The 26,059-nt window shown below is 38.0% G+C and carries 22 protein-coding genes; 16 read left to right on the top strand and 6 right to left on the bottom strand.

The features are described 5' to 3' along the window. Positions 1-3 precede the first annotated feature (3 nt). From accC to ftsZ, 5 genes are all read left to right on the top strand, one after another. Positions 4-1,356, top strand: coding sequence for an acetyl-CoA carboxylase biotin carboxylase subunit (gene accC, locus HW279_RS10630; protein ID WP_178958966.1), 1,353 nt, complete (start codon positions 4-6; stop codon positions 1,354-1,356). Between the two features lie 79 nt (positions 1,357-1,435). Further along, positions 1,436-1,879, top strand: coding sequence for a DUF6790 family protein (locus tag HW279_RS10625; protein ID WP_178958965.1), 444 nt, complete (start codon positions 1,436-1,438; stop codon positions 1,877-1,879). A 2-nt stretch (positions 1,880-1,881) separates the two neighbouring features. Then, positions 1,882-2,619, top strand: a complete 738-nt coding sequence (gene kdsB, locus HW279_RS10620; RefSeq protein ID WP_178958964.1) for a 3-deoxy-manno-octulosonate cytidylyltransferase — start codon at positions 1,882-1,884, stop codon at positions 2,617-2,619. Between the two features lie 251 nt (positions 2,620-2,870). Next, positions 2,871-4,298 (top strand): cell division protein FtsA, encoded by a 1,428-nt coding sequence (gene ftsA / locus HW279_RS10615; protein WP_178958963.1) that lies wholly within the window; start codon positions 2,871-2,873, stop codon positions 4,296-4,298. A 30-nt stretch (positions 4,299-4,328) separates the two neighbouring features. Then, positions 4,329-6,110 carry a cell division protein FtsZ gene (gene ftsZ / locus HW279_RS10610; protein WP_178958962.1) on the top strand — a complete coding sequence of 594 codons (1,782 nt, stop codon included), beginning with the start codon at positions 4,329-4,331 and terminating at the stop codon, positions 6,108-6,110. 101 nt (positions 6,111-6,211) lie between these two features. Here the strand turns inward: ftsZ and HW279_RS10605 are convergent, their stop codons facing one another. From HW279_RS10605 to HW279_RS10580, 6 genes are all read right to left on the bottom strand, one after another. After that, positions 6,212-7,495: a dihydrolipoamide acetyltransferase family protein gene (locus HW279_RS10605; RefSeq protein WP_178958961.1), complete on the bottom strand. Its 1,284-nt coding sequence runs from the start codon at positions 7,493-7,495 to the stop codon at positions 6,212-6,214. 7 nt (positions 7,496-7,502) lie between these two features. Next, positions 7,503-8,012 carry a DUF4252 domain-containing protein gene (locus tag HW279_RS10600; RefSeq protein ID WP_002672710.1) on the bottom strand — a complete coding sequence of 170 codons (510 nt, stop codon included), beginning with the start codon at positions 8,010-8,012 and terminating at the stop codon, positions 7,503-7,505. Between the two features lie 15 nt (positions 8,013-8,027). Further along, positions 8,028-8,252 (bottom strand): hypothetical protein, encoded by a 225-nt coding sequence (locus HW279_RS10595; protein WP_009421325.1) that lies wholly within the window; start codon positions 8,250-8,252, stop codon positions 8,028-8,030. A 17-nt stretch (positions 8,253-8,269) separates the two neighbouring features. Further along, complete coding sequence (locus tag HW279_RS10590) at positions 8,270-8,557, bottom strand: hypothetical protein (RefSeq protein WP_002672706.1); 288 nt, start codon at positions 8,555-8,557, stop codon at positions 8,270-8,272. A gap of 55 nt (positions 8,558-8,612) precedes the next feature. Then, the gene (locus tag HW279_RS10585) at positions 8,613-11,465 is read right to left on the bottom strand and encodes a DEAD/DEAH box helicase (RefSeq protein ID WP_178958960.1); all 2,853 of its coding nucleotides are present in this window, start codon (positions 11,463-11,465) and stop codon (positions 8,613-8,615) included. 258 nt (positions 11,466-11,723) lie between these two features. After that, positions 11,724-12,137 carry a hypothetical protein gene (locus tag HW279_RS10580; protein WP_178958959.1) on the bottom strand — a complete coding sequence of 138 codons (414 nt, stop codon included), beginning with the start codon at positions 12,135-12,137 and terminating at the stop codon, positions 11,724-11,726. A gap of 521 nt (positions 12,138-12,658) precedes the next feature. Here HW279_RS10580 and htpG point away from each other — a divergent pair. From htpG to HW279_RS10525, 11 genes are all read left to right on the top strand, one after another. Then, positions 12,659-14,554, top strand: a complete 1,896-nt coding sequence (htpG, locus tag HW279_RS10575; protein WP_178958958.1) for a molecular chaperone HtpG — start codon at positions 12,659-12,661, stop codon at positions 14,552-14,554. Between the two features lie 166 nt (positions 14,555-14,720). Then, positions 14,721-15,458, top strand: coding sequence for an EthD domain-containing protein (locus HW279_RS10570; RefSeq protein ID WP_178958957.1), 738 nt, complete (start codon positions 14,721-14,723; stop codon positions 15,456-15,458). A 115-nt stretch (positions 15,459-15,573) separates the two neighbouring features. Further along, entirely contained in the window at positions 15,574-16,146 is a 573-nt protein-coding gene (locus HW279_RS10565) for a PhnA domain-containing protein (RefSeq protein ID WP_002672699.1), read from the top strand. A 77-nt stretch (positions 16,147-16,223) separates the two neighbouring features. Further along, on the top strand, positions 16,224-17,771 hold the full coding sequence (locus HW279_RS10560; RefSeq protein WP_178958956.1) for a sialidase family protein: 1,548 nt from the start codon (positions 16,224-16,226) through the stop codon (positions 17,769-17,771). 138 nt (positions 17,772-17,909) lie between these two features. Next, positions 17,910-19,379, top strand: a complete 1,470-nt coding sequence (gene guaB / locus HW279_RS10555; RefSeq protein ID WP_178958955.1) for an IMP dehydrogenase — start codon at positions 17,910-17,912, stop codon at positions 19,377-19,379. A gap of 138 nt (positions 19,380-19,517) precedes the next feature. Further along, positions 19,518-20,387, top strand: coding sequence for a mechanosensitive ion channel family protein (locus HW279_RS10550; protein ID WP_178958954.1), 870 nt, complete (start codon positions 19,518-19,520; stop codon positions 20,385-20,387). Between the two features lie 12 nt (positions 20,388-20,399). Further along, a complete protein-coding gene (locus HW279_RS10545; protein WP_012796825.1) occupies positions 20,400-21,728 on the top strand; it encodes a TrkH family potassium uptake protein in 1,329 nt (442 codons plus the stop codon). Positions 21,729-21,731: 3 nt separating this feature from the next. Beyond that, positions 21,732-22,382 (top strand): potassium channel family protein, encoded by a 651-nt coding sequence (locus tag HW279_RS10540; protein WP_178958953.1) that lies wholly within the window; start codon positions 21,732-21,734, stop codon positions 22,380-22,382. A gap of 329 nt (positions 22,383-22,711) precedes the next feature. Further along, the gene (locus HW279_RS10535; protein ID WP_048746313.1) at positions 22,712-23,002 is read left to right on the top strand and encodes an ATP-dependent Clp protease adaptor ClpS; all 291 of its coding nucleotides are present in this window, start codon (positions 22,712-22,714) and stop codon (positions 23,000-23,002) included. 51 nt (positions 23,003-23,053) lie between these two features. Continuing rightward, positions 23,054-23,830 (top strand): 3'-5' exonuclease, encoded by a 777-nt coding sequence (locus tag HW279_RS10530; RefSeq protein WP_178958952.1) that lies wholly within the window; start codon positions 23,054-23,056, stop codon positions 23,828-23,830. 30 nt (positions 23,831-23,860) lie between these two features. Beyond that, complete coding sequence (locus HW279_RS10525) at positions 23,861-26,059, top strand: RelA/SpoT family protein (protein ID WP_178958951.1); 2,199 nt, start codon at positions 23,861-23,863, stop codon at positions 26,057-26,059.

Here is a 26,059-nt window from a genome sequence, read left to right as displayed (position 1 = left end):
ATTATGTTTAAAAAAATATTGATAGCCAACCGTGGAGAAATTGCCTTACGCGTGATACGTACGTGTCGCGAAATGGGTATCAAATCGGTAGCCGTATATTCTACTGCCGATGCTGACAGCTTGCACGTGCGTTTTGCCGATGAAGCTGTGTGTATAGGTCCTCCACCCAGCAAAGATTCATACTTAAAAATACCTAATATTATAGCCGCTGCCGAAATTACCAATGCCGATGCCATACACCCAGGTTACGGATTTCTTTCGGAAAATGCGAAATTCTCGAAGATTTGTGCGGAACACGGCATTAAGTTTATAGGCGCATCGCCTGAAATGATTGAAAAAATGGGTGATAAGGCATCAGCCAAAGCGACTATGAAAGCCGCAGGAGTGCCTACCGTACCAGGTTCTGACGGGCTCGTAGAATCATTGGAGCACGCTAAAAAAATAGCCAAAGAAATAGGCTATCCTGTAATGCTGAAAGCTACTGCCGGTGGGGGAGGTCGCGGTATGCGCGATGTGTGGAAAGAGGAAGACCTCGAGAAAGCCCTCAACAGTGCGATGCAGGAAGCAGGAGCTGCCTTTGGTAACGATGCGATGTATATGGAAAAGCTGATTGTAGACCCTCGTCACATTGAGATACAAATCGTAGGCGACCAATACGGCAAGGCTTGTCACCTTTCAGAACGCGACTGCTCGATACAGCGTCGCCACCAGAAACTTACCGAAGAAACGCCGTCGCCTTTTATGACGGACGACCTTCGCAAGCGTATGGGAGAAGCTGCAGTGAAAGCTGCTGAGTATATCAAATATGAAGGGGCAGGAACAGTAGAGTTCTTGGTAGACAAAGACCGCAATTTCTACTTTATGGAGATGAATACTCGTATACAAGTAGAGCACCCTATCACTGAACAGGTGATAGACTACGACCTTATTCGCGAGCAGATATTGGTAGCTGCCGGAGTGCCTATCTCAGGTAAGAACTACACACCTAAACTGCACGCCATAGAGTGTCGTATCAATGCGGAAGACCCTTATAACGACTTCCGTCCGTCGCCAGGTAAGATTACCACCTTGCACGCCCCAGGAGGTCACGGAGTGCGCCTCGATACTCACGTGTACAGTGGTTATGTAATTCCGCCTAACTACGACTCGATGATTGCGAAACTCATCACTACAGCGCAAACCCGTGAGGAAGCAATTGCCAAGATGAAACGCGCCTTAGACGAGTTTGTAGTAGAAGGAGTGAAAACCACGATTCCGTTCCACTTGCAACTAATGGACGACCCCGATTACTTAGCAGGCAATTACACTACTAAGTTTATGGAGGATTTCCAGATGAAACCCCAAGTGGCAGAATAATGAAGTAGAAATGATTATATAAAGAAAGGGACTGTCTAACTCAAGAGAAAGATAGTCCCTTTTGTATAGTTACAATACTATGATATATCTTATTGTATATTTTATTTGTTGGATATTAGCTGTTGTACTGTATGCTTTTTCTTTCGATGAAAGCTTTGTATATACCGCATTATACACTCATTTGGTTTATGGAGTAGGCTTTTTTGGGTTGTTTAACTTTGTAGGGCACTCGGTACTCAGTGAGAAAGTAGCTAAAACCATAGGGTGGGCATCTAATGGTTTTCAAAAAGAATTGGGTTTTGTGTCGTTGGGGATAGGCATTTGTGGTATATTGTGCCATTGGTTTCGCGACGGATTCTGGTTGGCAACGGCTATTCCGTTTAGCGTATTCTTGATGGGAGCAGTCTTGTTACACATCGCTGAGATGAAGCGAAAACACAATTTCAACAAAGGGAACGTATGGATTATTCTTCCTGATTTGCTAATGCCCTTAACGTTATTAATATTGTTTATACTAAATTAGAGATGAAACTGATAGCAATGATACCTGCCCGCTACGGAGCGACCCGCTTTCCTGCAAAGCTGATGCAAGACCTTTGTGGCAAGCCTGTAATTGCACATACTTATGAACGTGTAGCTGATACCCGCTTGTTTGACGAAGTGTATGTGGTAACTGATGACGACCGTATAGAAAAGGCGATACGAGAGGTAGGAGGCAAAGTAATTCGCAGTAAAAAAGAACACAATAGTGGCAGTGACCGTTTGGCAGAAGCTTCAAGAGATTTAGACGTAGATATTATTGTAAATGTACAAGGTGATGAGCCTTTTACTGATAAAGAGAACTTACAAAAAGTAATTGACATTTTTGTTAAAGACCTTACTAAAAGCATAGCGGTAGCAAGCCTAATGGAGCGTATTACCGACCCAGATGATATTGCAAACCCAAACAATGTGAAGGTAGTAGTGAACAAATTTGGAGAGGCACTCTATTTTTCGAGGAATATCATTCCCTTTCCTCGCGACCCTAACACCGAGGTATCTTATTACAAACACATAGGTATTTACGCCTATCGTAAAGAAGCGTTACAACAGTTTACCGAGTTACCTCCTTCCTTATTAGAAGAAACGGAAAAATTAGAACAACTTCGTTACTTAGAAAATGGGTTTAAAATACGTTTAGCACTTACCAATATTCCTACCATAGGGATTGATACCCCCGAAGATTTGGAGAGGGCACGTAAGCGATTGATTACACAAAAGTGATAAAAACAGAGAGAAAAAGACTAAAATTGAGGGGAATAAAGCAGAAATTTAGCAAATTATTAACATTGATTATCAGCTATTTATAAAAATGTTGATAACTTATTAATAAAAAAATGCTGTAAAGTTTCTTTTTTTCTATATCTTTGCTACGTCTAAAGAAGTGTAAAGACACGAATAGAGCGACCTAATTAATAACGAATTAAACAAAAAATTATCGGCTATACATCTAGATATAGTTGTTTAAGTGAAAAATGAAATATAACAAGTATTACGTAGGGTTAGATATCGGGACTACCAAGATTGTAACTATGGTAGGGGCAAAGAACGAATACGGGAAAATTCAGATTTTAGGTTATGGGCAATCTAAAAGTGAAGGCATCAATAAAGGAGTAGTAACTAACATTGCTAAAACTACTCAATCTATTATGGATGCTATTCAAGATGCCAAAGAAAAGACAGGCTTAGAAATTGAGAACGTAGAAGCAGGTATCGCAGGACAAAATATCATAAGTCGTTCACATAGCGATTATATTACCCGTACAGACCCTGAACAACTTATAGACTTTGACGATTTGGAACGCTTGAAAGAACAGGTGTTCTCTATAGCACTTTCACCGGGACAAAAGATAATTCACGCACTCCCTCAGGACTATAAAGTAGATAATGTGGGAGATATTAAAGAACCTATCGGTATGATGGGGACGCGTTTAGATGCTACTTTTCACTTAGTTATCGGGCAAGTAAGCGCTATCAAAGGGATTACTCGTTGTGTGGAAATGGCACATCTAAAGCCCATAGGTCTTACTTTGGAACCTATTGCTTCTGCTAAAGCTGTATTAAGTGAAGAGGAAAAAGATGCAGGAGTGGTGTTAGTGGATATAGGAGGTGGTACCACCGATGTAGCTATCTTTAAAGATGGTATTATCCGCCATACAGCCGTAGTGCCTTTAGGAGGTAATATTATTACTGATGATATAAAAGAAGGTTGTGGAATACTCACCCGTCAAGCCGAGATGCTGAAAGTAGAATTTGGGTCGGCTTGGCCAGGAGAGAACCGAGATAATGAGATAGTATCTATTCCTGGTATTAAAGGGAAGGAGCCTAAAGAAATAACACTTAAAAACCTTTCTAAAATTATTCACGCAAGAGTAAGTGAGATTATCAATTTAGTATTTAACGTGATTAAAAATTACGGTCACGAAGAAACTAAAAAGAAACTGTTTGCCGGAGTAGTACTCACAGGAGGTGGAAGCCAACTGAAGCATATTGTTCAGTTAGTAGAATATATTACGGGAATGGATGCTCGCATAGGTTATCCTAATGAGCACTTAGCAGGTAACTCTGACCCTAAACTTACTTCGCCTATTTACTCCACGGCTATAGGGCTTGTAATGAGTGCTATTGAAAATGAAGCCGAAGAGCAATTTAAAAAACGCTTCCAGGAAGTAAAAGCTCAAGAAACAATAGACAACGGAAAGGGAGCGGTAGTAGAACCTTTATCAACAGATTTGCAGGATTCATCACTTGAAAAACAACCTATCACAATAGTAGATTCACCAAAAATAAACGTTTTTCAAGATAAAGATGAAGATGATGAATTAGAGACACATAAAACTAGTAGAGGTTGGTGGAGTAAATTAAATGAAAAACTAAAGGACTTTTTAGATAGTGAAGATTAAGTAGAAACAAATAATTATGATTTTTTTGATATGAATTCGGACATTCAATTTGATTTGCCAAAGAATATTAGTAACTATATCAAAGTTATTGGCGTAGGAGGCGGAGGGTGCAACGCCGTGAATTTCATGCACAACGAAGGTATTAAAGGGGTAGATTATGTAGTCTGTAATACAGATGCACAAGCTTTGGAAAACAGCCCTATCCCTAATAAAATTCAATTAGGAGTTACCCTTACTGAAGGATTAGGAGCAGGAGCCAATCCTGATATTGGTGAAAAAGCGGCTCTTGAAAGTATTGAGGATATCCAACGTACTTTGGAAGGGAATACCCAAATGGTGTTTATCACAGCTGGTATGGGTGGTGGAACAGGAACAGGAGCAGTGCCCGTAATAGCTAAGCAAGCTAAGGATATGGGTATTCTTACTGTTGCTATTGTCACTACTCCATTTAATTATGAAGGCTTAAAACGCAGTCGACAAGCACAGGCGGGTATTAAGAAACTACGTGAATGTGTAGATTCTCTTATTGTTATCAATAATAATAAAATCAACGAAATATACGGTGATTTGAGTATTAAAGAGAGTTATGGGAAGGCGAATGAGATATTATTAAAAGGAGCTAAAGGTATGGCTGAGGTAATCAGTAAGCATTACCTTGTAAATATCGACTTACGCGATGCTCGTACCGTACTTGAAAACGGGGGTACGGCTATTATGGGCTCAGCCTCAGCTGAAGGTGATAATAGAGCTTATGAAGCTGTAGCAGCTGCTTTAAACTCTCCTTTACTAAATGATAATAAGATAGCAGGTGCTAAAAATGCTCTTCTTTTGATTACTTATGGTAAAAAAGAAGCAACTCAACGTGAAGTTACTGAAATAAGTAGTTTTATTCAAGAGCAAGCAGGTGATAATATGGCTGACCTTATCTATGGGATAGGTGAAGATGAATCATTAGGAGAAGCTATTTCTGTGATAGTGATTGCCACAGGCTTTGATGCTGACCAACAACAAGAAATAGTGAACGCTGAAACCAAAAAGGTAATACATATTCTTGAGGAAAACCAAACAGCTACTCGTGATTTAACAGAACCTAAAGGAACTGTGGTTAATGCTATAAGTAGCAGTTATCCTATTTCCTCAATCTCTGAAATAAAGAAAGAGTCTTCGCTATCAGATTTATTTAATATTTGGGTGGATTGTGAAATAGTTACTGCTGTAAATGATGAGTTTGTGATAGTAGATAAGTCTATTCCTAAAAAGAATAGTTTTCAGACTATTGAAAAAAAAGCTGAAGTGCAAACCCAGCAACCAACATTAGTAAAACACGAAGAGCCCAAAAAAGAAGCTCCAATTATTCACCAATTGAGTGAGGATATTCATAAAGAAGCCCCTCAAGTAGAACGCCGGAAGAATCCTCCTATTGTAAATCAAGAGGGAGAAATTCGTTATACTTTAGAAGACTATACAGAGCTTGAAAGAACTTTTATAGAAGCAAAGCCAACCTCTTTTACAGAAGATAAAAACTCAAACGAGTTTATTCTTTATAAGAAAGAAGAGGATTCTAAGTCCAAAACTTCTACTTCTTCAGGTCAATTAGATATGTTTGCAGAAGAAGAGGATATAGAGTCTTCTTTGAACCCTATTGACAGTAGAATCTCTGATGTAATGAAACGCTCTCGTTCCAATCGTTTGCAAGATTATAACTACAAGTTTGGAAGTAATAATCAATCACGTACCTCTATGGGGAAAGATAGTGCAGGAGAGATGCAAATAAGAAAAAATAATTCTTATTTACACGACAATGTAGATTAGTTTTATAGGACTCATCTATGAGAAAAACCATATTCTAATAAAAACGGGAAGTTTTAATTAAACTTCCCGTTTTTCTATATAATCACATTATTGAAATTATTTTATAGTACTCTATTCATATCCCACTCTTCAAGATATTTAGCTACACGCTGTACAAACATTCCTCCTAAGGCTCCATTTACAACACGATGGTCATAACTGTGAGAAAGCATTAGTTTATAACGAATGCCTATTGTGTCTCCTTCTGGAGTTTCAATTACAGCAGGAACTTTTTGGATAGCTCCTATTGCTAAGATACCTACTTGTGGCTGATTAATAATAGGAGTGCCAAACAAAGTGCCAAATGAACCTATATTGGTTACTGTATATGTGCCATCTTTCACTTCATCGGGCTTGAGTGCATTAGCACGAGCTCTATTAGCAAGGTCATTTACTACTTTTGCCATACCTCTTAAACTGAGCTCATCAGCGTTTTTTATAACGGGAACAATTAGGTTACCGTCTGATAGCGCAGTAGCCATACCAATATTAATATTTCTCTTCTTGATAATGCTATCTCCTTCTACTGAGACATTCATCATAGGAAAATCAACAAGTGCTTTGGCTACCACTTCCATAAAGATAGGTGTAAAAGTGAATTTCTCACCTTCGCGCTCTTCAAATGCTTTTTTTACTTTATTGCGCCATTTCCATATACGGGTTACATCTACCTCAATAAAACTTTGTACGTGTGCTGAAGTAAGTTTGCTTTTTAGCATATGCTCTGCAATGAGTTTACCCATACGACTCATCTCAATTCGTTCTTCACCGCGTTTGGTATAAACTCTCTTATCGGCAGGAGTAGCATCAAAAGTAGCTGAAGGCTTTGCTTTTCCTTGTGTCCTATGCGATAGATAGTCAAGAATATCACTCTTAGTTACACGGTCGTTTAAGCCTGTTCCTTTGATGCTGTCTAACTCGCTTAAACTGATACCTTCTTTCTTAGCGATATTCTTTACCAAAGGTGAATAGAAACGCTCTGTTTTGCTAAAGTCTACTTGTGGCTGAGCTGAGGTACTTTGTTGTATGTTAGCAATGTTCTTTTCTAAACTTGCAACCGATTGTTGTACAACATCAAGCGCCTCTCCAGAAGTGCTAATCTCTTCTTGTGTCTCAATAACAGCTATTACTTCACCTACTTTCACGACGTCATTCACTTGAAACTTGATTTCAGCCAATATACCCGACACATCAGTAGGTACTTCAGTATCTACTTTATCTGTAGATACTTCCACAATACTTTCTTCGGCTTCTACAGGATCGCCTACTTTTTTCAGCCAATTGGTAACAACAGCCTCTGTTACACTTTCTCCTAATGAAGGGAATATTAATTCATATCTTGCCATTTTTCTGCTACTTTATTTCTTTAACCTCTTGTGGGAGGTTCATATTTTTGGTTAAAACGCTTATTTTATTAAGGTCTATATCGCCTGTGAGCGATAGTACTATAGTTTGTTTTGAAGTCTCGGTCGGTTCTACAAGCATTAGCAGTTCCGATACGTGGGTAGCATCTTTCCCTTCTTTGGTGTAGAATTTCACATTTTGAGCTTTGTCTTTTACTCGCATTAATTCTGATAGCCCTGCTGTTTTAAGGTACTGTTGTGCTTCTGTTTTCATTAGCCCAGCAGCCGTTTTACTCTCAGTCGTGAATATCTTCATTCCTTTGAGCTTATTAGCAACTTCCATAAACTCTTTAGCTTCTGCATCTTTACTGTCAATTTTTGATAGCATCTGAAACATCTTCTGCGATACTACCACAGTGCTAATATCTTTATTGGTTTCTAACTTTTCAAAGGCTGTTTGTCCGTTAACAGCTATGGTCACCCAAAAAGCAGATAGCATTAATATTTTCTTTATTTTCATAGTAACAATATGTTGTTAATGTTCTTTAACGATTTTGTTTTTAGTTTCTTCATATTCTTTGAGGTATTGCACTTTCTCAGCGCCTTTATTATATTCCTCTGAGAGTATTAAAAGCCCTTTTCTTATTACTTGGTAGTTGTACTCTGCTTCTTTGCATTCGCGTTGCTGTTTCACCCAATAAAAAGAGCCTAATCCTATCGCCACCGCTATGAGTACACAAATTGCAATAGTTTTTTTCATATTTTCTTGTAACTTTGTTAATGTCTTCTGAATATTGATAAATCAAAGTCAAGGAAGTAAAGAGTTATCAATATTAATACTAATAACACTATCCAAAAAGTTTTGTTTACCCCTGCGTTTTTTCGGTTGCGACTCTCACTGCGGATAGAACGCCATTCTTCCGTGAAGTGGTTCGTTACGGTTTCGCGGTCTTTGCGAATGCGTGAGCCCATCTCAAAAGGGTTGCCTTCTTCCTTCCCTTCGTAGTAACGAGGAGTATAGTTAAAGCGCTTGTTCTTTGGTAATTTAAATAATCTAATCTTCATAATAATGCAAAGGTAAAAAATAATTGATAATTAACAATAAAATATTGCACAAAAATTATTCCAATAAGCTATCAATTTGTTCCATTACTTCCTTAATGATGTGATTTTCATCAATAATGTTTTCGGAAAGTTCTGTTTTACTTTTCTGTAATTTGATGATTTTTTCCTCAATGGTATCCTTGCTCACAAAGCGTATCACGTTCACTTTATTTTGTTGCCCTATACGGTGAGCCCTCCCAATAGCTTGCTTTTCAGAAAACGGATTCCACCACGGGTCTAATAACAAAACATAAGATGCTTGCGTGAGATTTAACCCTACCTCACCTGCTTTAAGCGAAATGAAAAAGAATGATATAGTAGGATTGTTCTGAAACATCTCTACTTGGTTTTTGCGCTCAAACGAGGGTGTTTCGCCTGTTAGTTTAGCATATTTTATCCCTTTTTTGTTACACCATTCTTCATAAAGTGCTAAATGACTCACAAAACTGCTAAAAATAAGTGCTTTTCGAGATGATTGTAGCAATTCCTCCATATAATTTATCACTTCTTCGTACTTTCCTGATGCAATTTTACTCTCTTTATCTACTAATTTAGGGTGTAGGCTTATTTTTCTAAGCCTTATTAGCATATTTAGGGTATTAAATTCAGTGATTGGCTCATTAATTTGTAAAAGCTGGTTACGCACTTTCGATTTTTCTGTTTCATACCATTTGTGTTGGGCTTCACTCATAGGACAGTAGATAATTTGCTCTTCCATTTCTGGCAAATCGTCAAGCACTTGCTCCTTTGTCCGCCTTAGTAAAAACGGACTGATAATAGTCTTTAACTCCTCTAAGGCTTGTGCGTTTTTCTTTTTGCTGATTTCTACTTCATAGTTCTTGTAAAACGAAGCATAACTTTTCAGTATATTCGGATTGATAAATTGCATCTGCGACCATAAGTCACTGAGTGAGTTCTCAATAGGTGTCCCACTCAGCGCAATGCGATGAGTCGCTTTTAAGGTATGTATTGCTTTGAATGTCTTTGAGTTCTTGTTTTTAATACGCTGGCTTTCATCTAAAATGATATACCTAAATTCGTACTTTTGGAAGAGTTCCACATCGCGTTCTATTATCGGATAACTGGTAAAAACCACATCGTAATTGCCTAAGCGTTTGGCTTTTACTTTTCGGTCAGTCCCCACGTATTGTGTGCATTTAAAATGTGGGGCAAACCTTTTAGTCTCGTCATACCAATTAAAAATAAGCGATGAAGGCAGAATAACCAATACTTTTAGAGCCTCTTTACTCTTTTCTATCCCTGAAAAAAGGTCGGCAGTTTCAATCGCTTTTTCGGGTAAAGCATCGTGTATAGCCACTAATAAGGCAATGGTTTGTAGTGTTTTCCCAAGTCCCATATCATCAGCAAGGCACGCCCCCACACCATTGTAATAGTGTTGTAAAAGCCACTCCACACCCTCTATTTGATACGGACGTAAGGTAGCTCGTAGGTTAGGCGAGGGGGTATAATTCACTTTTTCTACTAAGTTCTGAGGTTTTATCTCGGGTATAGCTTCCAAAAGTGCATAGTTACTCTTGCTAATTTGCAGTTTCTCCTGCCTAATTTGTGCATATTTGGCAATACTACCAAACTTACTAAACCATTCTTGAGGAATAATGAAGGCTTTCCCGTCAGGAAGTAAGTAAATAGGGTTATTTTCTTTCAAATTCTTGATTAAATCTTTAAAATGAAAGCTATTTTCTCCCTGTTTTACTCTTATATTGAGGTCAAACCAATCGTTTTCGGTACTTGTTTCTGCAAAAATGAGCTCAGGCAGATGTTCACTGATCTCTTTTCCACCTTCTATGCTAAAAGTATGAAAGCCAAAACCTGCTTCTTCCAAATCTTTTTTGCAGTGCAACAGATGAAAATACGAAGCAAAAGGGTCTTTACTTTCAACTGAAAAAGTACCTCCGTCGTTCACAAAACCTAACTGTTCCAAAAGGCGATACTTTCTTGTTTCTTCTTCTTTATTTCGTTGGTAATTATATATTTTTATGTCGTTATTGGGGCTTATTTCTAAGTTCGACTGATTGTTTTTCGCTTGATTACTGTCAAAAGTATAACCATTGTAATCAAAGTGTATGTATATTTTGTAATGATTGGCAAAGAAATCGTATAAAATATCCAATTCACTACTTTTTAATTCATTCTGAGTAATAATTTTAAAGCCTTTTGCTTCTACCTGTGCATTTCTAAGTACTTTTTTAAGGAATTTCTCGAAGTATTCGGGGAAAGTTTTTTCGGGAATAAAGGTACTTTCTTTATTCAAAAAAGGTTTAAGGTGCGAAGCTTTAATATGAGCTACTCGCACTACTTGCCCTTTGAGTACAATCCAAGCGTATGAGTTGTTCAGCAGTTCGATATGGCTTTCACAAGGCAATAATTTTTCATCGTCTTTCTGTAACAACAACCGATAACGAATACCTCCTTCAATTTTTGTAAATTCCAATAGAGGTTCAATTATATTCGTGCTTGTGGTTAGTATTTTTTTACTGATATCGTCTTTGTGATTGTGGTTAGTAGTGATAAACAAACTATTTTCTGCAATAATAGAAAGTAATTCAGCTGTTTTTTCTTCTATTTGTTGCTGAATATGCTTTTTAATTTGGGTATTTTTGTATATTTCCTCAAAACTATCCCCTTTTTTGATATATTTTTGATGTAGAATATTAGGTTGTAGACTATTTACGATACTTAAAGCCTCTTTTTCACTTTCTGATAGTTCAAAGTTAGTCAAACTATGTAATACTTCTGTGGTAGCTTTCTTGTAAAACGAGGCGTATCCGTTTTGTTTTTCGGCTAAATAAGCATTAGGCAAAGCCAGTTCTATGGTAGGGTGAAAGCTAAAGTCAAAAAATAAAAACATAACTCAATAATGTAACTGCTGTAAGGTTTTGTATTCAGCGGACAAAGGTACAGTATTTTTACAGGAATAAAAAAACTAAGTAGCCTCTTTTTATCAACATCGATAGGAAAAAACGTTTATTGAACAACACTTTGCAAGATATTTGTCCTCACTTTGCGAAAATTTCAAACTTTGGCAAAGTTAAAACTTGATATATTATATCTTCATCTTACCTTTATTTTATCATCATTTATCCTTCGTTCATTGTTCGTCATTTGTTTATCTGCCCGTGCGGATCGCACCGTCTTTTGTTCGTCTTTTGTTCGTCTTTTGTTCGTCTTTTGTTCGTCTTTTGTTCGTCTTTTGTTCGTCTTTTGTTCGTCTTTTGTTCGTCTTTTGTTCGTCTTTTGTTCGTCTTTTGTTCGTCTTTTGTTCGTTTTTTGTTCGTTTTTTGTTCGTCTTTTGTTCGTCTTTTGTTCGTTCATTGTTCGTCTTTTGTTCGTCTTTACGTCGCTGTAATTCCCCCTTTGGAGGAAGCCAGCGAAAGCTGGGTATGTGTAAGGGGGAGGTTCTCTTCGTCTTTTCTCTATCTGCCGGTGCGGCTCGCACCGTCTTTTGTTCGTCTTTTGTTCGTCTTTTGTTCGTCTTTTGTTCGTCTTTTGTTCGTCTTTTGTTCGTCTTTTGTTCGTTCATTGTTCGTCTTTTGTTCGTCTTTACGTCGCTGTAATTCCCCCTTTGGAGGAAGCCAGCGAAAGCTGGGTATGTGTAAGGGGGAGGTTCTCTTCGTCTTTTCTCTATCTGCCGGTGCGGCTCGCACCGTCTTTTGTTCGTCTTTTGTTCGTCTTTTGTTCGTTCATTGTTCGTCTTTTGTTCGTTTTTTGTTCGTCATTTGTTCGTCATTTGTTCGTTTTTTGTTCGTCATTTGTTCGTCATTTGTTCGTTTTTTGTTCGTCATTTGTTCGTCATTTGTTCGTCATTTGTTCGTCATTTGTTCGTCATTTGTTCGTCATTTGTTCGTTAATTATTTATCTGCCTGTGCGGCTCGCACTATCTGCCCGTGCGGCTTGCACCTGCCCATTGTGCTACGACCTCTCACCTGCCATTTTGTCATCTTCTCCTACTTTGGTACTCTTTTCGCTATATTCCCCCCAGTAAATAACAAATTAAGAGATACGAGTCCTACCTCTTATCTCTTACCTCTTAACTAAATAAAAATGAAAGGAAATATAAACGTCTCTGTGGAAAACATCTTTCCACTTATTAAAAAATTCTTGTACAGCGACCACGAGATATTCTTGCGCGAACTCATCTCCAACGCTACCGATGCCACCCTTAAACTGAAACACCTCACTACTATAGGCGAGGCAAAAGTGGAATATGGGAACCCTATCATCGAAGTGAAGGTCGATAAGAACAATAAAACTCTCCATATAATCGACCAAGGTATCGGTATGACCGCTGAAGAGGTCGAAAAATACATCAACCAAATTGCCTTTTCAGGAGCTGAGGAGTTTTTGGAGAAATATAAAGATACAGCCAAAGACGCTGGAGTGATAGGTCATTTTGGGTTAGGCTTCTACTCTGCTTTTATGGTAGCCAAACAAGTGGAAATCATCACCAAATCCTACACCGATGCTCCAGCCGTGCGCTGGGTATGCGATGGTAGTCCTGAGTTCAGCTTAGACGAAACCGATCTTCGCACCGAACGCGGTACTGAAATTATCTTGCACATCGCCGATGATTCTACTGAGTTTCTGGAAGACTTCCGTATCGAAGAGCTATTGCGCAAGTACAACCGCTTTATGCCTATCCCAATTAAATTTGGCACAAAACAAGAGCCGTTACCTCGTCCTGAAAATGCCCCTGACGACTATAAAACGGAATATGTAACGGTCGATAATATTGTAAATAACCCTAATCCTGCTTGGACGAAACAGCCAGCCGATTTGAAAGATGAGGATTATAAGGCGTTCTATCACGAACTCTACCCAATGCAGTTCGATGAACCTCTTTTCTATATTCATCTAAACGTAGATTATCCGTTCCACCTTACCGGTATCCTCTATTTCCCTAAGCTCACTAACGATATGCAGTTGCAGAAAGACCGCATACAGTTGTATCAAAACCAAGTATTTGTTACCGATAACGTCGAAGGTATAGTGCCCGAATTCTTAACAATGCTCAAAGGGGTGATAGATTCGCCAGATATTCCGCTAAACGTATCGCGTTCTTACCTCCAATCCGATGGTAATGTAAAGAAGATAGCTAATTACATCACTCGTAAGGTAGCTGATAAGCTGAAATCACTCTTTACTAATAATCGCGACGACTTCCAAAACAAGTGGAACGACATTAAGATAGTGCTCGAATATGGTATGCTTACCGATGATAAATTCTACGAAAAAGCAGCCGATTTTATGTTGTACCCCACTACCGATGGCAAGTATTACACTTTGGCAGAACTAAAAGAAGCAATAAAAGCTGAACAAACCGACAAAAACGGTACTTTGGTAGTGTTATACGCTCAAAATAAAGAACAGCAATACACAGCTATTGAGCAAGCCAAAGAAAAAGGCTACGAAGTGTTGTTGTTGGATAGCCCTATCGTATCGCACTTGATACAGAAGTTAGAAGGTGATAATGAGAAACTTACTTTCACCCGTGTAGATGCTGCTCCTGTAGCTAAGCTGATACAAAAAGAAGAACCTATTATTGCTAAACTTTCCGACGAAGAGAAAAACACGCTGAAAGCTGAAATCGAGAAGGTAATTCCTAAAGAAGGCTATATGGTGCAGTTAGAAGACTTAGACAGCGATGATACCCCGTTCGTTATCAATCAACCTGAATTTATGCGCCGTATGAAGGAAATGAGTGCTACCGGAGGAGGTGGTATGTTCGCTATGGGAGGGTTCCCCGAAGTATATCACGTAGTGGTAAACAGCAATTCTCCTTTAGCCGATGCTATCCTCCACTCTAAAGACGAAGTTCAAAAAGAAAGCCTTATCAAGCAAGCCTTTGATTTAGCACGACTTTCACAAGGTCTTCTCAAAGGTAAAGAACTTGCCGACTTTGTAAAGAGAAATTGGGAAATTAACAAATTAGTAAATTAGTAAATGAACACCATTACACTTTGCCAAAAGTCTTAAAAGCTTGTCGTGCTACGACCTTTGGCAAAGTTGAATATAATGATAATTAGGTATTTTTACAATATATTTTGTAGAAACGTTTTGTAAAATTCCTTACAATCTTTTAATTATTCTGATAACTTATATTGATATGTTTAAGATTATAATGTTTGTGCGCAAGAAACATCATCTTAGCACAGAAGAATTTATAAAACTATGGGAAGCACATTCTCAAAAAGTAATAAACTATAAAGAAGCCCTGCTGATAAAGGATTATGCTAAAACATTTCCTTTTCAACCTACTGATGAAAAATCGTCTACACAGCGAGAAACCCTCCCTTTTACCTTTGATGCTATGGGTGAATTGTGGTATGAAAGTAAAGACGATTTTCTCAGAGCGCGCAACACTCCTGAGGGGCAAAAAGCCTTAGCCGACCTTCGTGCCGATGAACTCAAATTTGTAGATATGGCAAACTCCGTAATGTGGCTCGGTACTGAGGAAAAAATATTTGATAAATTACCTCTTGAAGCTAAGAGTTGGACAGTTCTTGATGAGTATTTCTATTTATCAGATTATGCAGGAAATAGTGTAACAGACTTTGATAAGTTAATAGCTTTGTTTTCTGAAGATATTACAATGTTAAGTGCCGATGGTTCACAAATGAAAGGTAAAACTGCAGTAATCTCTTTTTTTAAACAATTCTTTGAAAGAAATAAAACTACAAAACATCTTTGGGAAACCATTAAAGTTGCTGAAAATACTCTTGAAACTCATTGGGCTGCCTCAGGAAAACGAAAAGATGGTACTTTCTTTGCCTTTAAAGGTAAAGATACAGCAAAACTAAATTCAGAAGGTAAAATCAATTATTTAAAAGTAGAGTTTTTATAATAAAAATCATCACACGCTGGCACGAGCTTGTAGCTCGTGCCTCTTTTTTTGTAGTTCAGAGAAAAACTTTTATATTTGCACATTGATTAATTGAAAATCGACAAATTAAATTAAGATGTTACAAGAACTAAAATCTCGTAGTGGTAATTGTTGTGAGCTCTGTGGAGCTACTGAAAACCTAAGTGTATATACAGTGCCTCCCGCTAGAAACGAAAGTACAGATGATAGCCTTTTGGTATGTGGTACTTGCCTTAGCCAAATACAAAATCCCGAAACGATGGATAGCAACCATTGGCGTTGCCTCAACGATAGTATGTGGAGCGAACACCGCCCTGTAAAGATAATGGCGTGGCGTCTCCTCAACCGACTCAAAAACGAAGGCTGGTCGCTTGATCTTCTCAATATGATGTATTTAGATGAGGAAGAATTGGCTTTTGCCCAGGCTTCCGACGATCATTTAGAAGAGAGCGAAAAGGTAATTCACAAAGATAGCAATGGGGCAGTACTCGCTAATGGTGATAATGTAGTACTTATCAAAGACCTGAAAGTAAAAGGCACTAGTATGACAGCTAAACAAGGTACTGTTGTGCGCAAAATCACTCTCGACCCCGAAAATGCTGAATATATAGAAGGCAAAGTTGATGGACAACAAATCGTTATCCTTACTCAATATGTAAAGAAAGCATAATATTGTATGAATTTACATCACAACTTTGTCAAAGTCTATAATATTAATAATCAATCTCTAAATCAACAAATTAACAAATGAAACAATTATTTACCATTATTGCATTATGTTTTCTTAGCTTTGGCTATGCCCAAAAGGGAATGACTTTTACTCAAACACAAATGCCTTTGGCTACTGATAAAGATAATCTTATTACTTCATTTGTACTACCTGTAAAGCAAGGAACAGAGGTAAAAGAACTTTCTTTGCAGTTTAAGAGTAAAAGGCTCAATCTTTCAGAACTCTCTGTTTATGTAGGTGCTAACGCTAAAAGAGAACAAGCAACACTTTTTGCTAAAACTTCAAATCTTGGTTGCAGCACCAAACTACAAGGAAATTTCAAAGCTACTAATGATACCCTTTTTGTTTGGGTTTCTGCTCGTACTACTCAAAAACCAGACCTCTTGCAAAAACTGTACTTATCAAAGGTAAAACTCATCACTAATGAGGCAAAAATCACCCTCAGCAATGCTAAAAAAGAAGGACAACGTTTTGCTATTGCGCTTCGTCAGCGTAAACAAGACGGGATAGAATGTTACCGTATACCAGGGCTTGTAACCACTAATAAGGGTACGCTGATAGCCGTTTACGACAATCGTTACAACAACTGCAAGGATTTGCAAGAAGATATCGATGTAGGAATGAGTCGCAGTACTGATGGCGGACAAACGTGGGAACCTATGAAAAAAGTGATTGATATGGGGGAATGGGGAGGAAAAACTAACCGCCTTAATGGGGTAGGAGATCCTGCAGTTTTGGTAGACGAGCAAACCAATACTATTTGGGTCATGGGCTTGTGGCAGCACGGCTTAGATCCTCAAACAATGAGTTGGTGGGGCTCTAAAAGTGGAATGACTCCTGAGGAAACAGGACAAATAGTAGTAGTAAAAAGTGAAGATGATGGTAAAACGTGGAGTGAACCTATCAATATCACCTCTCAAATCAAAAATCCCGAATGGCGACTCTTTTTCCAAGGACCTGGAAGAGGTATCTCTATGAGTAATGGTACCTTGGTATTTGCAGGTCAGTTTAAAGATAAAGACCAAGTGCCTCATTCTACTATTATTTACAGCAAAGACCACGGTAAGACGTGGCACGTAGGGACAGGAGCTAAAACACATACTACCGAGTCTCAAGTGGTAGAACTCTCTGATGGTACGTTAATGCTCAATATGCGTGATGACCGTAATCGCACCAACTATAAGCTCTCTGATAACTATCACGGTCGTTCCGTAGCCGTTACAACCGATATGGGTAAAACGTGGATAGAACATTCTACCTCTCGCACTGCTCTCACCGAGCCTAATTGTATGGCAAGTATCGTTTCTTATAAAGACAAAAAGGGAAAACAGTATTTATTCTTCTCTAATCCTAATGATGCAAAGAACAGAGTAAATATGACAATAAAAGTCAGCGATGATGAAGGTAATACTTGGGATAAACTACCTTCAATATTGTTGTATGAGCAAGCAGCTATGGGCTATTCTTGTCTTACGGTAATAGACAATAAATATATAGGTATTCTTTACGAAGGTGATGGAGATTTATACTTCCAAAAAGTGCCTATCAAAGAGTTTATCAAGTAAAGCAAAAGAATTTGTAACCTTAATAGAGACGATATAAAGAGTATCGTCTCTATTTGTTTCATTTAAAATACTCGAAAAATTTGCTTCGTATATAAAAAAAGAAGTACATTTGCACGCAACTAAATTCTCTTTTTTAAAATGAATTTCCAAGATAAAATTATTAATGAAGGATTTACCTATGATGATGTCCTTCTTATCCCCAATTATTCTGAGATATTACCCCGTGAAGTGTCGATAACTTCACATTTTACCCGTAATATCACTTTGAATGTACCTATTATCTCAGCAGCTATGGACACTGTAACCGAAGCTGCTATGGCTATAGCTATGGCACGTGAAGGAGGCATAGGGGTGCTCCATAAAAATATGACTATTGAGGAGCAAGCCAAACAAATACGCAAAGTAAAACGTGCCGAAAGCGGTATGATTATCGACCCTGTTACGCTTCCCTTAAACAGCAAGGTGAGTGATGCAAAACGCTGTATGAAAGAAAACAATATTGGCGGTATCCCCATTGTTGATGCCGGCGGAATCTTAAAAGGCATTGTAACTAACCGCGATTTACGCTTTGAACACGATAATAATCGCCCAATAACCGAAGTAATGACCTCTAAAAACCTTGTGATTGCCAACGAAGGCACTTCTATGAAGGAAGCTGAGGGTATTTTACAACGCAGTAAGGTAGAAAAACTCCCCGTAGTAGATAAAAACTACAAATTAGTAGGTCTTATTACTTTCCGAGACATTGCCAATTTGCAAGAAAAATCTATTTCTAACAAAGATAGCTTAGGACGCTTGCGCGTAGCAGCAGCCTTAGGCGTTACTGCCGATGTGGTAGACCGCGCCGAAGCCCTTGTACAAGCAGGAGTTGATGCCGTAGTTATCGATACAGCTCACGGACATACAAAAGGCGTAACGAACGCTCTTAAAGCCGTAAAAAGTAAGTTTACCGACTTAGAAGTAGTGGTAGGAAACATTGCCACTGCCGAGGCTGCCCTTTATTTAGCCGAAAATGGCGCCGATGCAGTGAAAGTAGGCATAGGTCCAGGCTCTATATGTACTACCAGAGTGGTAGCAGGCGTGGGTTATCCTCAATTATCAGCGGTAATGAACGTTGCAAACGCTCTTAAAGGTAAAGGAATCCCTGTGATTGCCGACGGAGGCATTCGCTACACTGGCGATATCGTAAAAGCTATCGCCGCAGGTGCCAATAGTGTGATGCTTGGCTCTCTGCTTGCAGGCACTAAGGAATCACCAGGGGAAACTATCATTTTTGAAGGCAGAAAATACAAATCTTATCGTGGTATGGGCTCGGTAGAAGCGATGAACCAAGGTAGTAAAGACCGTTATTTCCAAGATGTTGAAGACGATATCAAAAAACTTGTGCCCGAAGGCATTGTAGGGCGCGTGGCATACAAAGGCGAACTACAAGAAAGTATGCATCAGTTCATCGGAGGCTTGCGCGCAGGTATGGGATACTGTGGTGCTAAGGATATCGAAACGTTGCAAGCCGTGAGTCGCTTTGTGCGCATCACTACAAGCGGAATTACCGAAAGCCACCCCCATAATATTACCATCACCAAAGAAGCTCCTAATTATTCACGTTAATAAACGAATATAACTTCCAAAAATGAGGCTGTCTGAAAAGATTAGACAGCCTCATTTATGTAATAAATAGCAAAAAAGTGCGTATCAGCAATATATTTTGTACTTTTGCCATTTGGTAAAACAAACTTATTAGACTCAATGGAAAACGGAATAGTAAATGATTACATTAATATTATAGAAGTATTCACTAAAAAAATACATCTATGGATTCAACTCTTCATCGATAAAACACCTAATATCGTTATAGCCTTATTAGTCTTTATTTTAGGTTTTTATCTTTCTAGACTTATCAAAAAAATAGCCATTCGTATCTTAGAAAAGCGTGGTGTAAAACCTTCTTCACGCATAATGCTTGGCAATATTATTTCTGTGTTGGTAGTTATTACCTTCTTTATGTTTTCGCTAAATATTTTAGACCTCGAAAATATGTTTAAAACCATTTTGGCAGGGGCAGGAGTAGCAGGTTTAGCTATCGGTTTGGCATTACAGGGCACGCTTAGCAATACTTTTTCAGGCATTACCTTATCTTTTAGTAAGAGCATTCGTATAGGACATCAAATTGAAACTATGGGCTATACAGGTACTATTGAAGATATAAATTTGCGTACTATCAAGCTTAAAATGGCTGACGGGAACTATGTGTCGATACCCAATAAGCTTATAGTTGATAATCCTATGAAAAATTATTCTGAAAGTGATACTGCCAATGTATTAGTTACTTGTGGCGTAGGTTATGAATCGGATTTGGAGCAGGTGAAAATGCTTACTGAAACTACCATTCGGCAGATGATGAAACAAAAAGAGCTTGACACTACCATTTCTTTTTATTATACTGAGTTCGCCGATAGTTCTATCAATTTTATTGTGTATTTTACTATTCCTTCCAAAAAACTTTCTGAGTCTTTTTTGTATAAATCAGAAGCTATAATGGCTATCAAGAAGTGTTTTGATGCACATAATATAAATATACCTTTCCCTATTCGTACCGTTCAGATGGATAAACAATAAAAATTGAATCCAATGTTAAAAAAAATATCACCATATAACCTCATAATGCTTTCGTTTATAGGCTTAATAGTCGTAGGTGCTTTGCTTTTGATGATGCCTTTTGCACATACGCCTCAGAAAGATATTTCTTTCCTCGAAGCGCTTTTTACAGCTACTTCGGCGGTTACCGTTACGGGTCTTTCGGTGATAGATATAGGAGCGACCTTTACTATTTACGGGAAACTCATTTTATTGGTGCTTATTCAGTTTGGCGGATTGGGAGTGCTTACTATTTCCTCTGTTTTAGTATTGCTTATTGCTAAACGCATCGGTTTTTATACTAAAAAAATAGTAGCCGAAGGGCTTAATCACAACAAAAGTTACGATATTTATGCCGTAGCAAAGCGTGTGGTGTATATTACTTTGCTTTTTGAAGCTACAGGAGCGTTGTGTTTGTTTATTTCTTTCATTCAAGAATTCCCTTTTGGGAAAGCGTTATTTTTCTCGGTGTTTCACTCGGTATCAGCTTTTTGTAATGCGGGTGTTTCTTTGTTTCCTCATAGCTTCGAAGGTTATACTTACAATGTTTTTGTGAATATTATTATCGCTTTTTTGGTTATTTTTGGTGGTTTAGGCTTTACAACTATTATTCAATCCTATGAATACTTGCGAAAAAAGAGACGAAGACTCGATATTAACTCACAATTTTCAATTTTGATGACAATAATCTTGCTCGTTGCAGGTACGTTCTTGTTTTTTATCTTAGAATATAAAAATTATCACACACTTTACGGGAAAAGTTTCTTTGGACAGATGCTTATTAGCTTTTTTCACTCTGTAAGTTTGCGTACAGCAGGTTTCGATACGATTCCGTTGGAGCATTTAAGCAGTGCCACCATTCTTTTTTGCGTAACGTTTATGTTTATAGGGGCATCGCCAAACTCAACAGGTTCTGGTGTGAAAACTACTACTATTGGTATCTTGTTTCTTGGTATTAAAACAGCATTACTCAATAAGAACTATATCGAATTTTCAAAGAGACGCATCTCTTGGAAACTCTTTAATAAAGCATCTGCACTCGTGTTTATTGCGATGATGTATGTGATTACAATGATTGTAATACTCACAGTCTTAGAACCCGATTTAGAATTTACAAAAATAGCTTTCGAACTCATTTCGGCATTCAGCACTTGCGGACTTTCTACCGGAATTACCTCACAATTAGGCAACAGTTCAAAATTTATTTTGATATTTACAATGTTTTTAGGCAGGGTAGGACCGCTTACCATTGCGCTCGCCTTGTCGAGACCACGTGCCGAAGGAAATTACAAATACCCAAAAGAAAATATTTTAATAGGATAGATTATGAAGAATTTTTTAGTCATAGGATTAGGAGAGTTTGGCAAATCGGTAGCCAAAACACTCTATAAGAACAAAGCCACTGTGCTAGCAATAGATTCGCGTGAGAGTGTTATTAAGCAAGCTCTCAGTGAAAATATCATCGATGAAGCTGTGATTTTGGACGCTACCGATGAAATTGCCCTCAAAAATGTAGTGAAAGACGATTTCGACACTGCTTTTGTGAGCGTAGGTGATAATATTCAGGCGAGTATCCTTATTACCTTGCAATTAAAAGATTTGGGGGTGAAGAATGTCATTTGTAAAGCCGTAAATCACACTCAAGAAAAGGTTTTATACAAAATAGGTGCTACGCAAGTAGTATTTCCAGAGGAATTAATGGGTGAAAAAGTAGCCTATTCCATTTTGCGACCTACTATTATAGAATATTTTAAGTTTGCCGAAGATTATTTTATCTACGAAGTAAAAGTGCCTAAGAGCTATATAGGAAAATCGTTGATGGAACTCAATTTGCGACATAAGTATGAGATAAATATTTTGGCAGTAAAGCATTCCGATGGCAAAATGAACGTAACGCCCGACCCGAATGTCAAACTTAATAAAGACGACCTTCTAATTATACTCTCCAATACCAATGTAATTGATAGAGTAGTATAAAATATTGCTTCTTTATGCTAAAAAATAGCTTCTGTAAGCAATTTTTTAGATATTAACATTGCTAAAGTTTTAAACTTTGGCAATGTTAATGATTATAGAAGATAATTAAATGATTTATAATTTAAATTAAAAGTATATGGATTCAAATAATAATAAATGTATCATATGTGATAGTAATGCTATGGCAAGAAAAAGATAAAACGCTAAAAGAAAACACTTTCTTTTGGCGTTTTTGTGCTTATAACCTTTGCTAAAACCTTATTATATCCGTTAAGCATTTGCACAATTCATTTATTTGCTGTACTTTTGTATCATCATAAAAACAAATTATGTTACGGAATAATTATCAAGAAGAAACTTTTGCCGAAGGTGATGTAACGGAACTTTTGGAAGACGAATGTCATCTCATTTTATACAATGATGATGTCAATACTTTCGACCACGTTATCGATACCTTAGTAAAGGTTTGTCATCACACCTTTGAACAAGCCGAGCAATGCGCTATTATTGTGCATTTCAAAGGAAAATGCGATGTAAAATCAGGAAGTTATAGCTTCCTTAAACCGCTCTGCACTGCACTTCTTGATGCGGGACTCTCTGCCGAAATAGAAGAAGCATAATTTTTTTATCTTAAACTATTTGTTCTTAACTTTTAACTATTCACTAAAATCGTGGAACTAAAACTATCAAAACCTATTTGTTTTTTTGACCTTGAAACTACGGGCATCGATATTACCAAAGACCGCATTGTTGAAATATCTATCTTGAAAGTCTACCCCAATGGCAATAAAGAAAGCAAAACGTGGTTGGTAAACCCTACTATTCCTATCCCCAAAGCTGCCTCAGATGTGCACGGCATTACCGATGAGCGCGTTGCGGGTGAACCTACTTTTAAAGAGCTTGCCAAGCAAATCCATAATATGATAAAAGATTCCGACCTTGCTGGCTACAATTCCGACCGCTTTGATATTCCTTTGCTTGCCGAAGAAATGTTGCGTGCCGAAGTAGATTTTGATTTGGGAAACCGCGTATCGGTAGATGTACAAACTATTTTTCACAAAATGGAACAGCGCACCCTCTCGGCAGCCTATAAATTCTATTGTGGTAAAGACCTTATTGATGCGCATACGGCTTCGGCAGATACCAATGCCACTTATGAAATCCTCAAGGCCCAGCTCGACCGTTATGACAGCTTAGAGAACAACATCAAAAAGCTCAGCGAGTTTACTTATCGCAAACAAATAGCCGACTTTGCTGGTTTTATTGGTTATAATGAAAAAGGCGAAGAAATCTTTACCTTTGGGAAACACAAAGGTAAACGCGTAGAAGATATTTTTGATGAAGAACCAGGATATTTTGGTTGGCTTCTCGGTGCCGACTTCCCGTTGTATACTAAAAAAATCCTTACGGCTATCAAGCTCCGCAAATTATCAGCTACTATTAAATAGATTTTTGAAAATCCTCTTTTGTTCTTTGCTATGGAAACAAACACCGACTTAGAAGAAGAAAACAAAGCCATTGCCCGCGAGTATAAAGAACTCTTGCGTATCAGCTATCAAACCCTGAGTGAAGAAGATAAAAAGCTCATTCGCTTAGCGTTTGACACCGCTGTTGATGCGCACAAAGACCAACGCCGAAAAAGTGGGGAGCCTTACATTTTTCACCCTATTGCCGTAGCTAAAATTGTTGCTTCACAAATAGGATTAGACGCCGTAGCCATTGCGTCGGCTTTGTTACACGATGTAGTAGAAGATACCGACTATACGATTGAAGATATAGAACGACTTTTTGGTAACACTGTAGCACATATTGTGGAAGGACTTACCAAAATTTCGAGTATGAGTCGTGAAAATGATATCTCTTTGCAAGCCGAGAACTTCCGAAAGCTCCTCCTCACGATGAACGACGATGTGCGTGTGATTCTCATCAAAATTGCTGACAGACTCCACAATATGCAAACGATGGATTCGATGGCAGAATACAAACAAGCCAAAATAGCTTCGGAAACACTTTATATTTATGCACCTATTGCTCACCGCATTGGCTTGTATAACATCAAAACAGAATTAGAAGACCTCGCCCTTAAATACACTGACCCCGAGCGCTACAATAGTATCCTAAACAAAATGGAGGAATCCAAAGAAGAACAACAGGAATACATTGAGGCGTTTACCAAAATCGTAGAAACCTCTTTGACGCAACAAAAAATTGATTATTCCATCAAAGGGCGACCCAAATCAATCTATTCTATTTACAGAAAAATGGAATCGCAAGGCGTGAGTTTTGAAGAAGTTTACGATAAATTTGCGATTCGCATCATCTATAAAAGTGAACCAGCCGAAGAAAAGTTTTTGGCTTGGAAAATATACTCTATTGTTACCGACCACTTCCGTCCTAATCCCACCCGATTGCGCGATTGGATTTCCTCACCCAAATCTACAGGTTATGAAGCCTTACACATTACCGTAATGGGTCCAAAAGGCAAATGGGTAGAGGTGCAAATACGCAGCGAACGTATGCACGAAATCGCCGAAAAAGGTTATGCAGCCCATTTTAAGTATAAACACGGCGATCAAAAAGAAGAAGGCATCGAAATGTGGCTTAATAGGTTGCAAGAAGTCTTTGAAAACAGCGAGGCAAATGCGGTGGACTTTGTAGAAGACTTTAAACTCAACTTGTATTCCAAAGAGATTTTTGTCTTTACCCCTAATGGCGAGATAAAATCCCTTCCGAAAGGCGCAACACCCTTAGATTTTGCTTTTTATATCCATACAGGAGTGGGCTTAAAAACGCGGGGAGCTAAAGTAAACAATAAATTAGTACCCTTAAACTATGTGTTAAAGAGTGGTGAAACGGTGGAAATCATCACTGCCGAAAATGTAAAACCTACTAAAAACTGGCTCAACTATGCCACCACAGCCAAAGCTCGTAGTAAGATAAAAAATGCTTTAAAAGAAGAGACAAAAACCGTTGCCGCCGAAGGAAAAGAGATTTTAGTACGAAAATTAAAACAATTGAAGATTACTCTCAACGAAGAAGTGATGAATGAGATGGTGAGTTACTTCAAAACAAAGACGAGCTTAGATATTTACTATCAAGCAGGCACGGGAGAAATCAGCAACCAAATGCTGAAAGACTTTGTATCGCATCGTACGTCTTTCTTTGGCTTATTCAAAAATAAGGCAGTAAAAAAACCTACCGACGAACCCATTTATTCGCCCAACGTTCACTATGATAGCATTGTGTTTGGCAAAGAAGAAGAATCGTTAGACTATACTTTTTCAAAATGTTGCAATCCTATCCCTGGTGATCCCATTTTTGGGTTCGTTACTATCAACGAAGGGGTAAAAGTGCACAAAAAAACTTGCCCGAATGCTATTTCGATGCAATCGAATTACGCTTATCGTATCATTCAAGCTAAATGGGTAAAATCTGATGAAAGAGATTTCAAAGTGAGTCTTAAAATTAGTGGTATTGACCGCGATGGACTCATCAGCGATATCTCAAAAGTGATTTTGGATAGCAAATTTGTAAAACTTACTAACATTAATATTGATACCGAAGGCAATGTATTCAGCGGGAAAGTCTCTATTTCTATCAACAATAATGCTACTTTAAAGAAATTGATGCAAGATATTAAGAACATTAAAGGAGTAGATAAAGTAAACAGACTCTAA

The sequence above is a fragment of the Capnocytophaga sp. oral taxon 903 genome, assembly GCF_013394785.1.
GTDB classification, from domain to species: domain Bacteria; phylum Bacteroidota; class Bacteroidia; order Flavobacteriales; family Flavobacteriaceae; genus Capnocytophaga; species Capnocytophaga ochracea.
This window is presented reverse-complemented; position numbering and strand designations above follow the sequence as displayed.

Excerpts from the sequence above, each read along its gene's own strand:
- accC (WP_178958966.1), top strand. The coding sequence starts at position 4 with ATGTTTAAAAAAATATTGATAGCCAACCGTGGAGAAATTGCCTTACGC.
- HW279_RS10625 (WP_178958965.1), top strand. The coding sequence starts at position 1,436 with ATGATATATCTTATTGTATATTTTATTTGTTGGATATTAGCTGTTGTA.
- kdsB (WP_178958964.1), top strand. The coding sequence starts at position 1,882 with ATGAAACTGATAGCAATGATACCTGCCCGCTACGGAGCGACCCGCTTT.
- ftsA (WP_178958963.1), top strand. The coding sequence starts at position 2,871 with ATGAAATATAACAAGTATTACGTAGGGTTAGATATCGGGACTACCAAG.
- ftsZ (WP_178958962.1), top strand. The coding sequence starts at position 4,329 with ATGAATTCGGACATTCAATTTGATTTGCCAAAGAATATTAGTAACTAT.
- HW279_RS10605 (WP_178958961.1), bottom strand. The coding sequence starts at position 7,495 with ATGGCAAGATATGAATTAATATTCCCTTCATTAGGAGAAAGTGTAACA.
- HW279_RS10600 (WP_002672710.1), bottom strand. The coding sequence starts at position 8,012 with ATGAAAATAAAGAAAATATTAATGCTATCTGCTTTTTGGGTGACCATA.
- HW279_RS10595 (WP_009421325.1), bottom strand. The coding sequence starts at position 8,252 with ATGAAAAAAACTATTGCAATTTGTGTACTCATAGCGGTGGCGATAGGA.
- HW279_RS10590 (WP_002672706.1), bottom strand. The coding sequence starts at position 8,557 with ATGAAGATTAGATTATTTAAATTACCAAAGAACAAGCGCTTTAACTAT.
- HW279_RS10585 (WP_178958960.1), bottom strand. The coding sequence starts at position 11,465 with ATGTTTTTATTTTTTGACTTTAGCTTTCACCCTACCATAGAACTGGCT.
- HW279_RS10580 (WP_178958959.1), bottom strand. The coding sequence starts at position 12,137 with ATGAACGAACAAAAGACGAACAAAAGACGAACAAAAGACGAACAAAAG.
- htpG (WP_178958958.1), top strand. The coding sequence starts at position 12,659 with ATGAAAGGAAATATAAACGTCTCTGTGGAAAACATCTTTCCACTTATT.
- HW279_RS10570 (WP_178958957.1), top strand. The coding sequence starts at position 14,721 with ATGTTTAAGATTATAATGTTTGTGCGCAAGAAACATCATCTTAGCACA.
- HW279_RS10565 (WP_002672699.1), top strand. The coding sequence starts at position 15,574 with ATGTTACAAGAACTAAAATCTCGTAGTGGTAATTGTTGTGAGCTCTGT.
- HW279_RS10560 (WP_178958956.1), top strand. The coding sequence starts at position 16,224 with ATGAAACAATTATTTACCATTATTGCATTATGTTTTCTTAGCTTTGGC.
- guaB (WP_178958955.1), top strand. The coding sequence starts at position 17,910 with ATGAATTTCCAAGATAAAATTATTAATGAAGGATTTACCTATGATGAT.
- HW279_RS10550 (WP_178958954.1), top strand. The coding sequence starts at position 19,518 with ATGGAAAACGGAATAGTAAATGATTACATTAATATTATAGAAGTATTC.
- HW279_RS10545 (WP_012796825.1), top strand. The coding sequence starts at position 20,400 with ATGTTAAAAAAAATATCACCATATAACCTCATAATGCTTTCGTTTATA.
- HW279_RS10540 (WP_178958953.1), top strand. The coding sequence starts at position 21,732 with ATGAAGAATTTTTTAGTCATAGGATTAGGAGAGTTTGGCAAATCGGTA.
- HW279_RS10535 (WP_048746313.1), top strand. The coding sequence starts at position 22,712 with ATGTTACGGAATAATTATCAAGAAGAAACTTTTGCCGAAGGTGATGTA.
- HW279_RS10525 (WP_178958951.1), top strand. The coding sequence starts at position 23,861 with ATGGAAACAAACACCGACTTAGAAGAAGAAAACAAAGCCATTGCCCGC.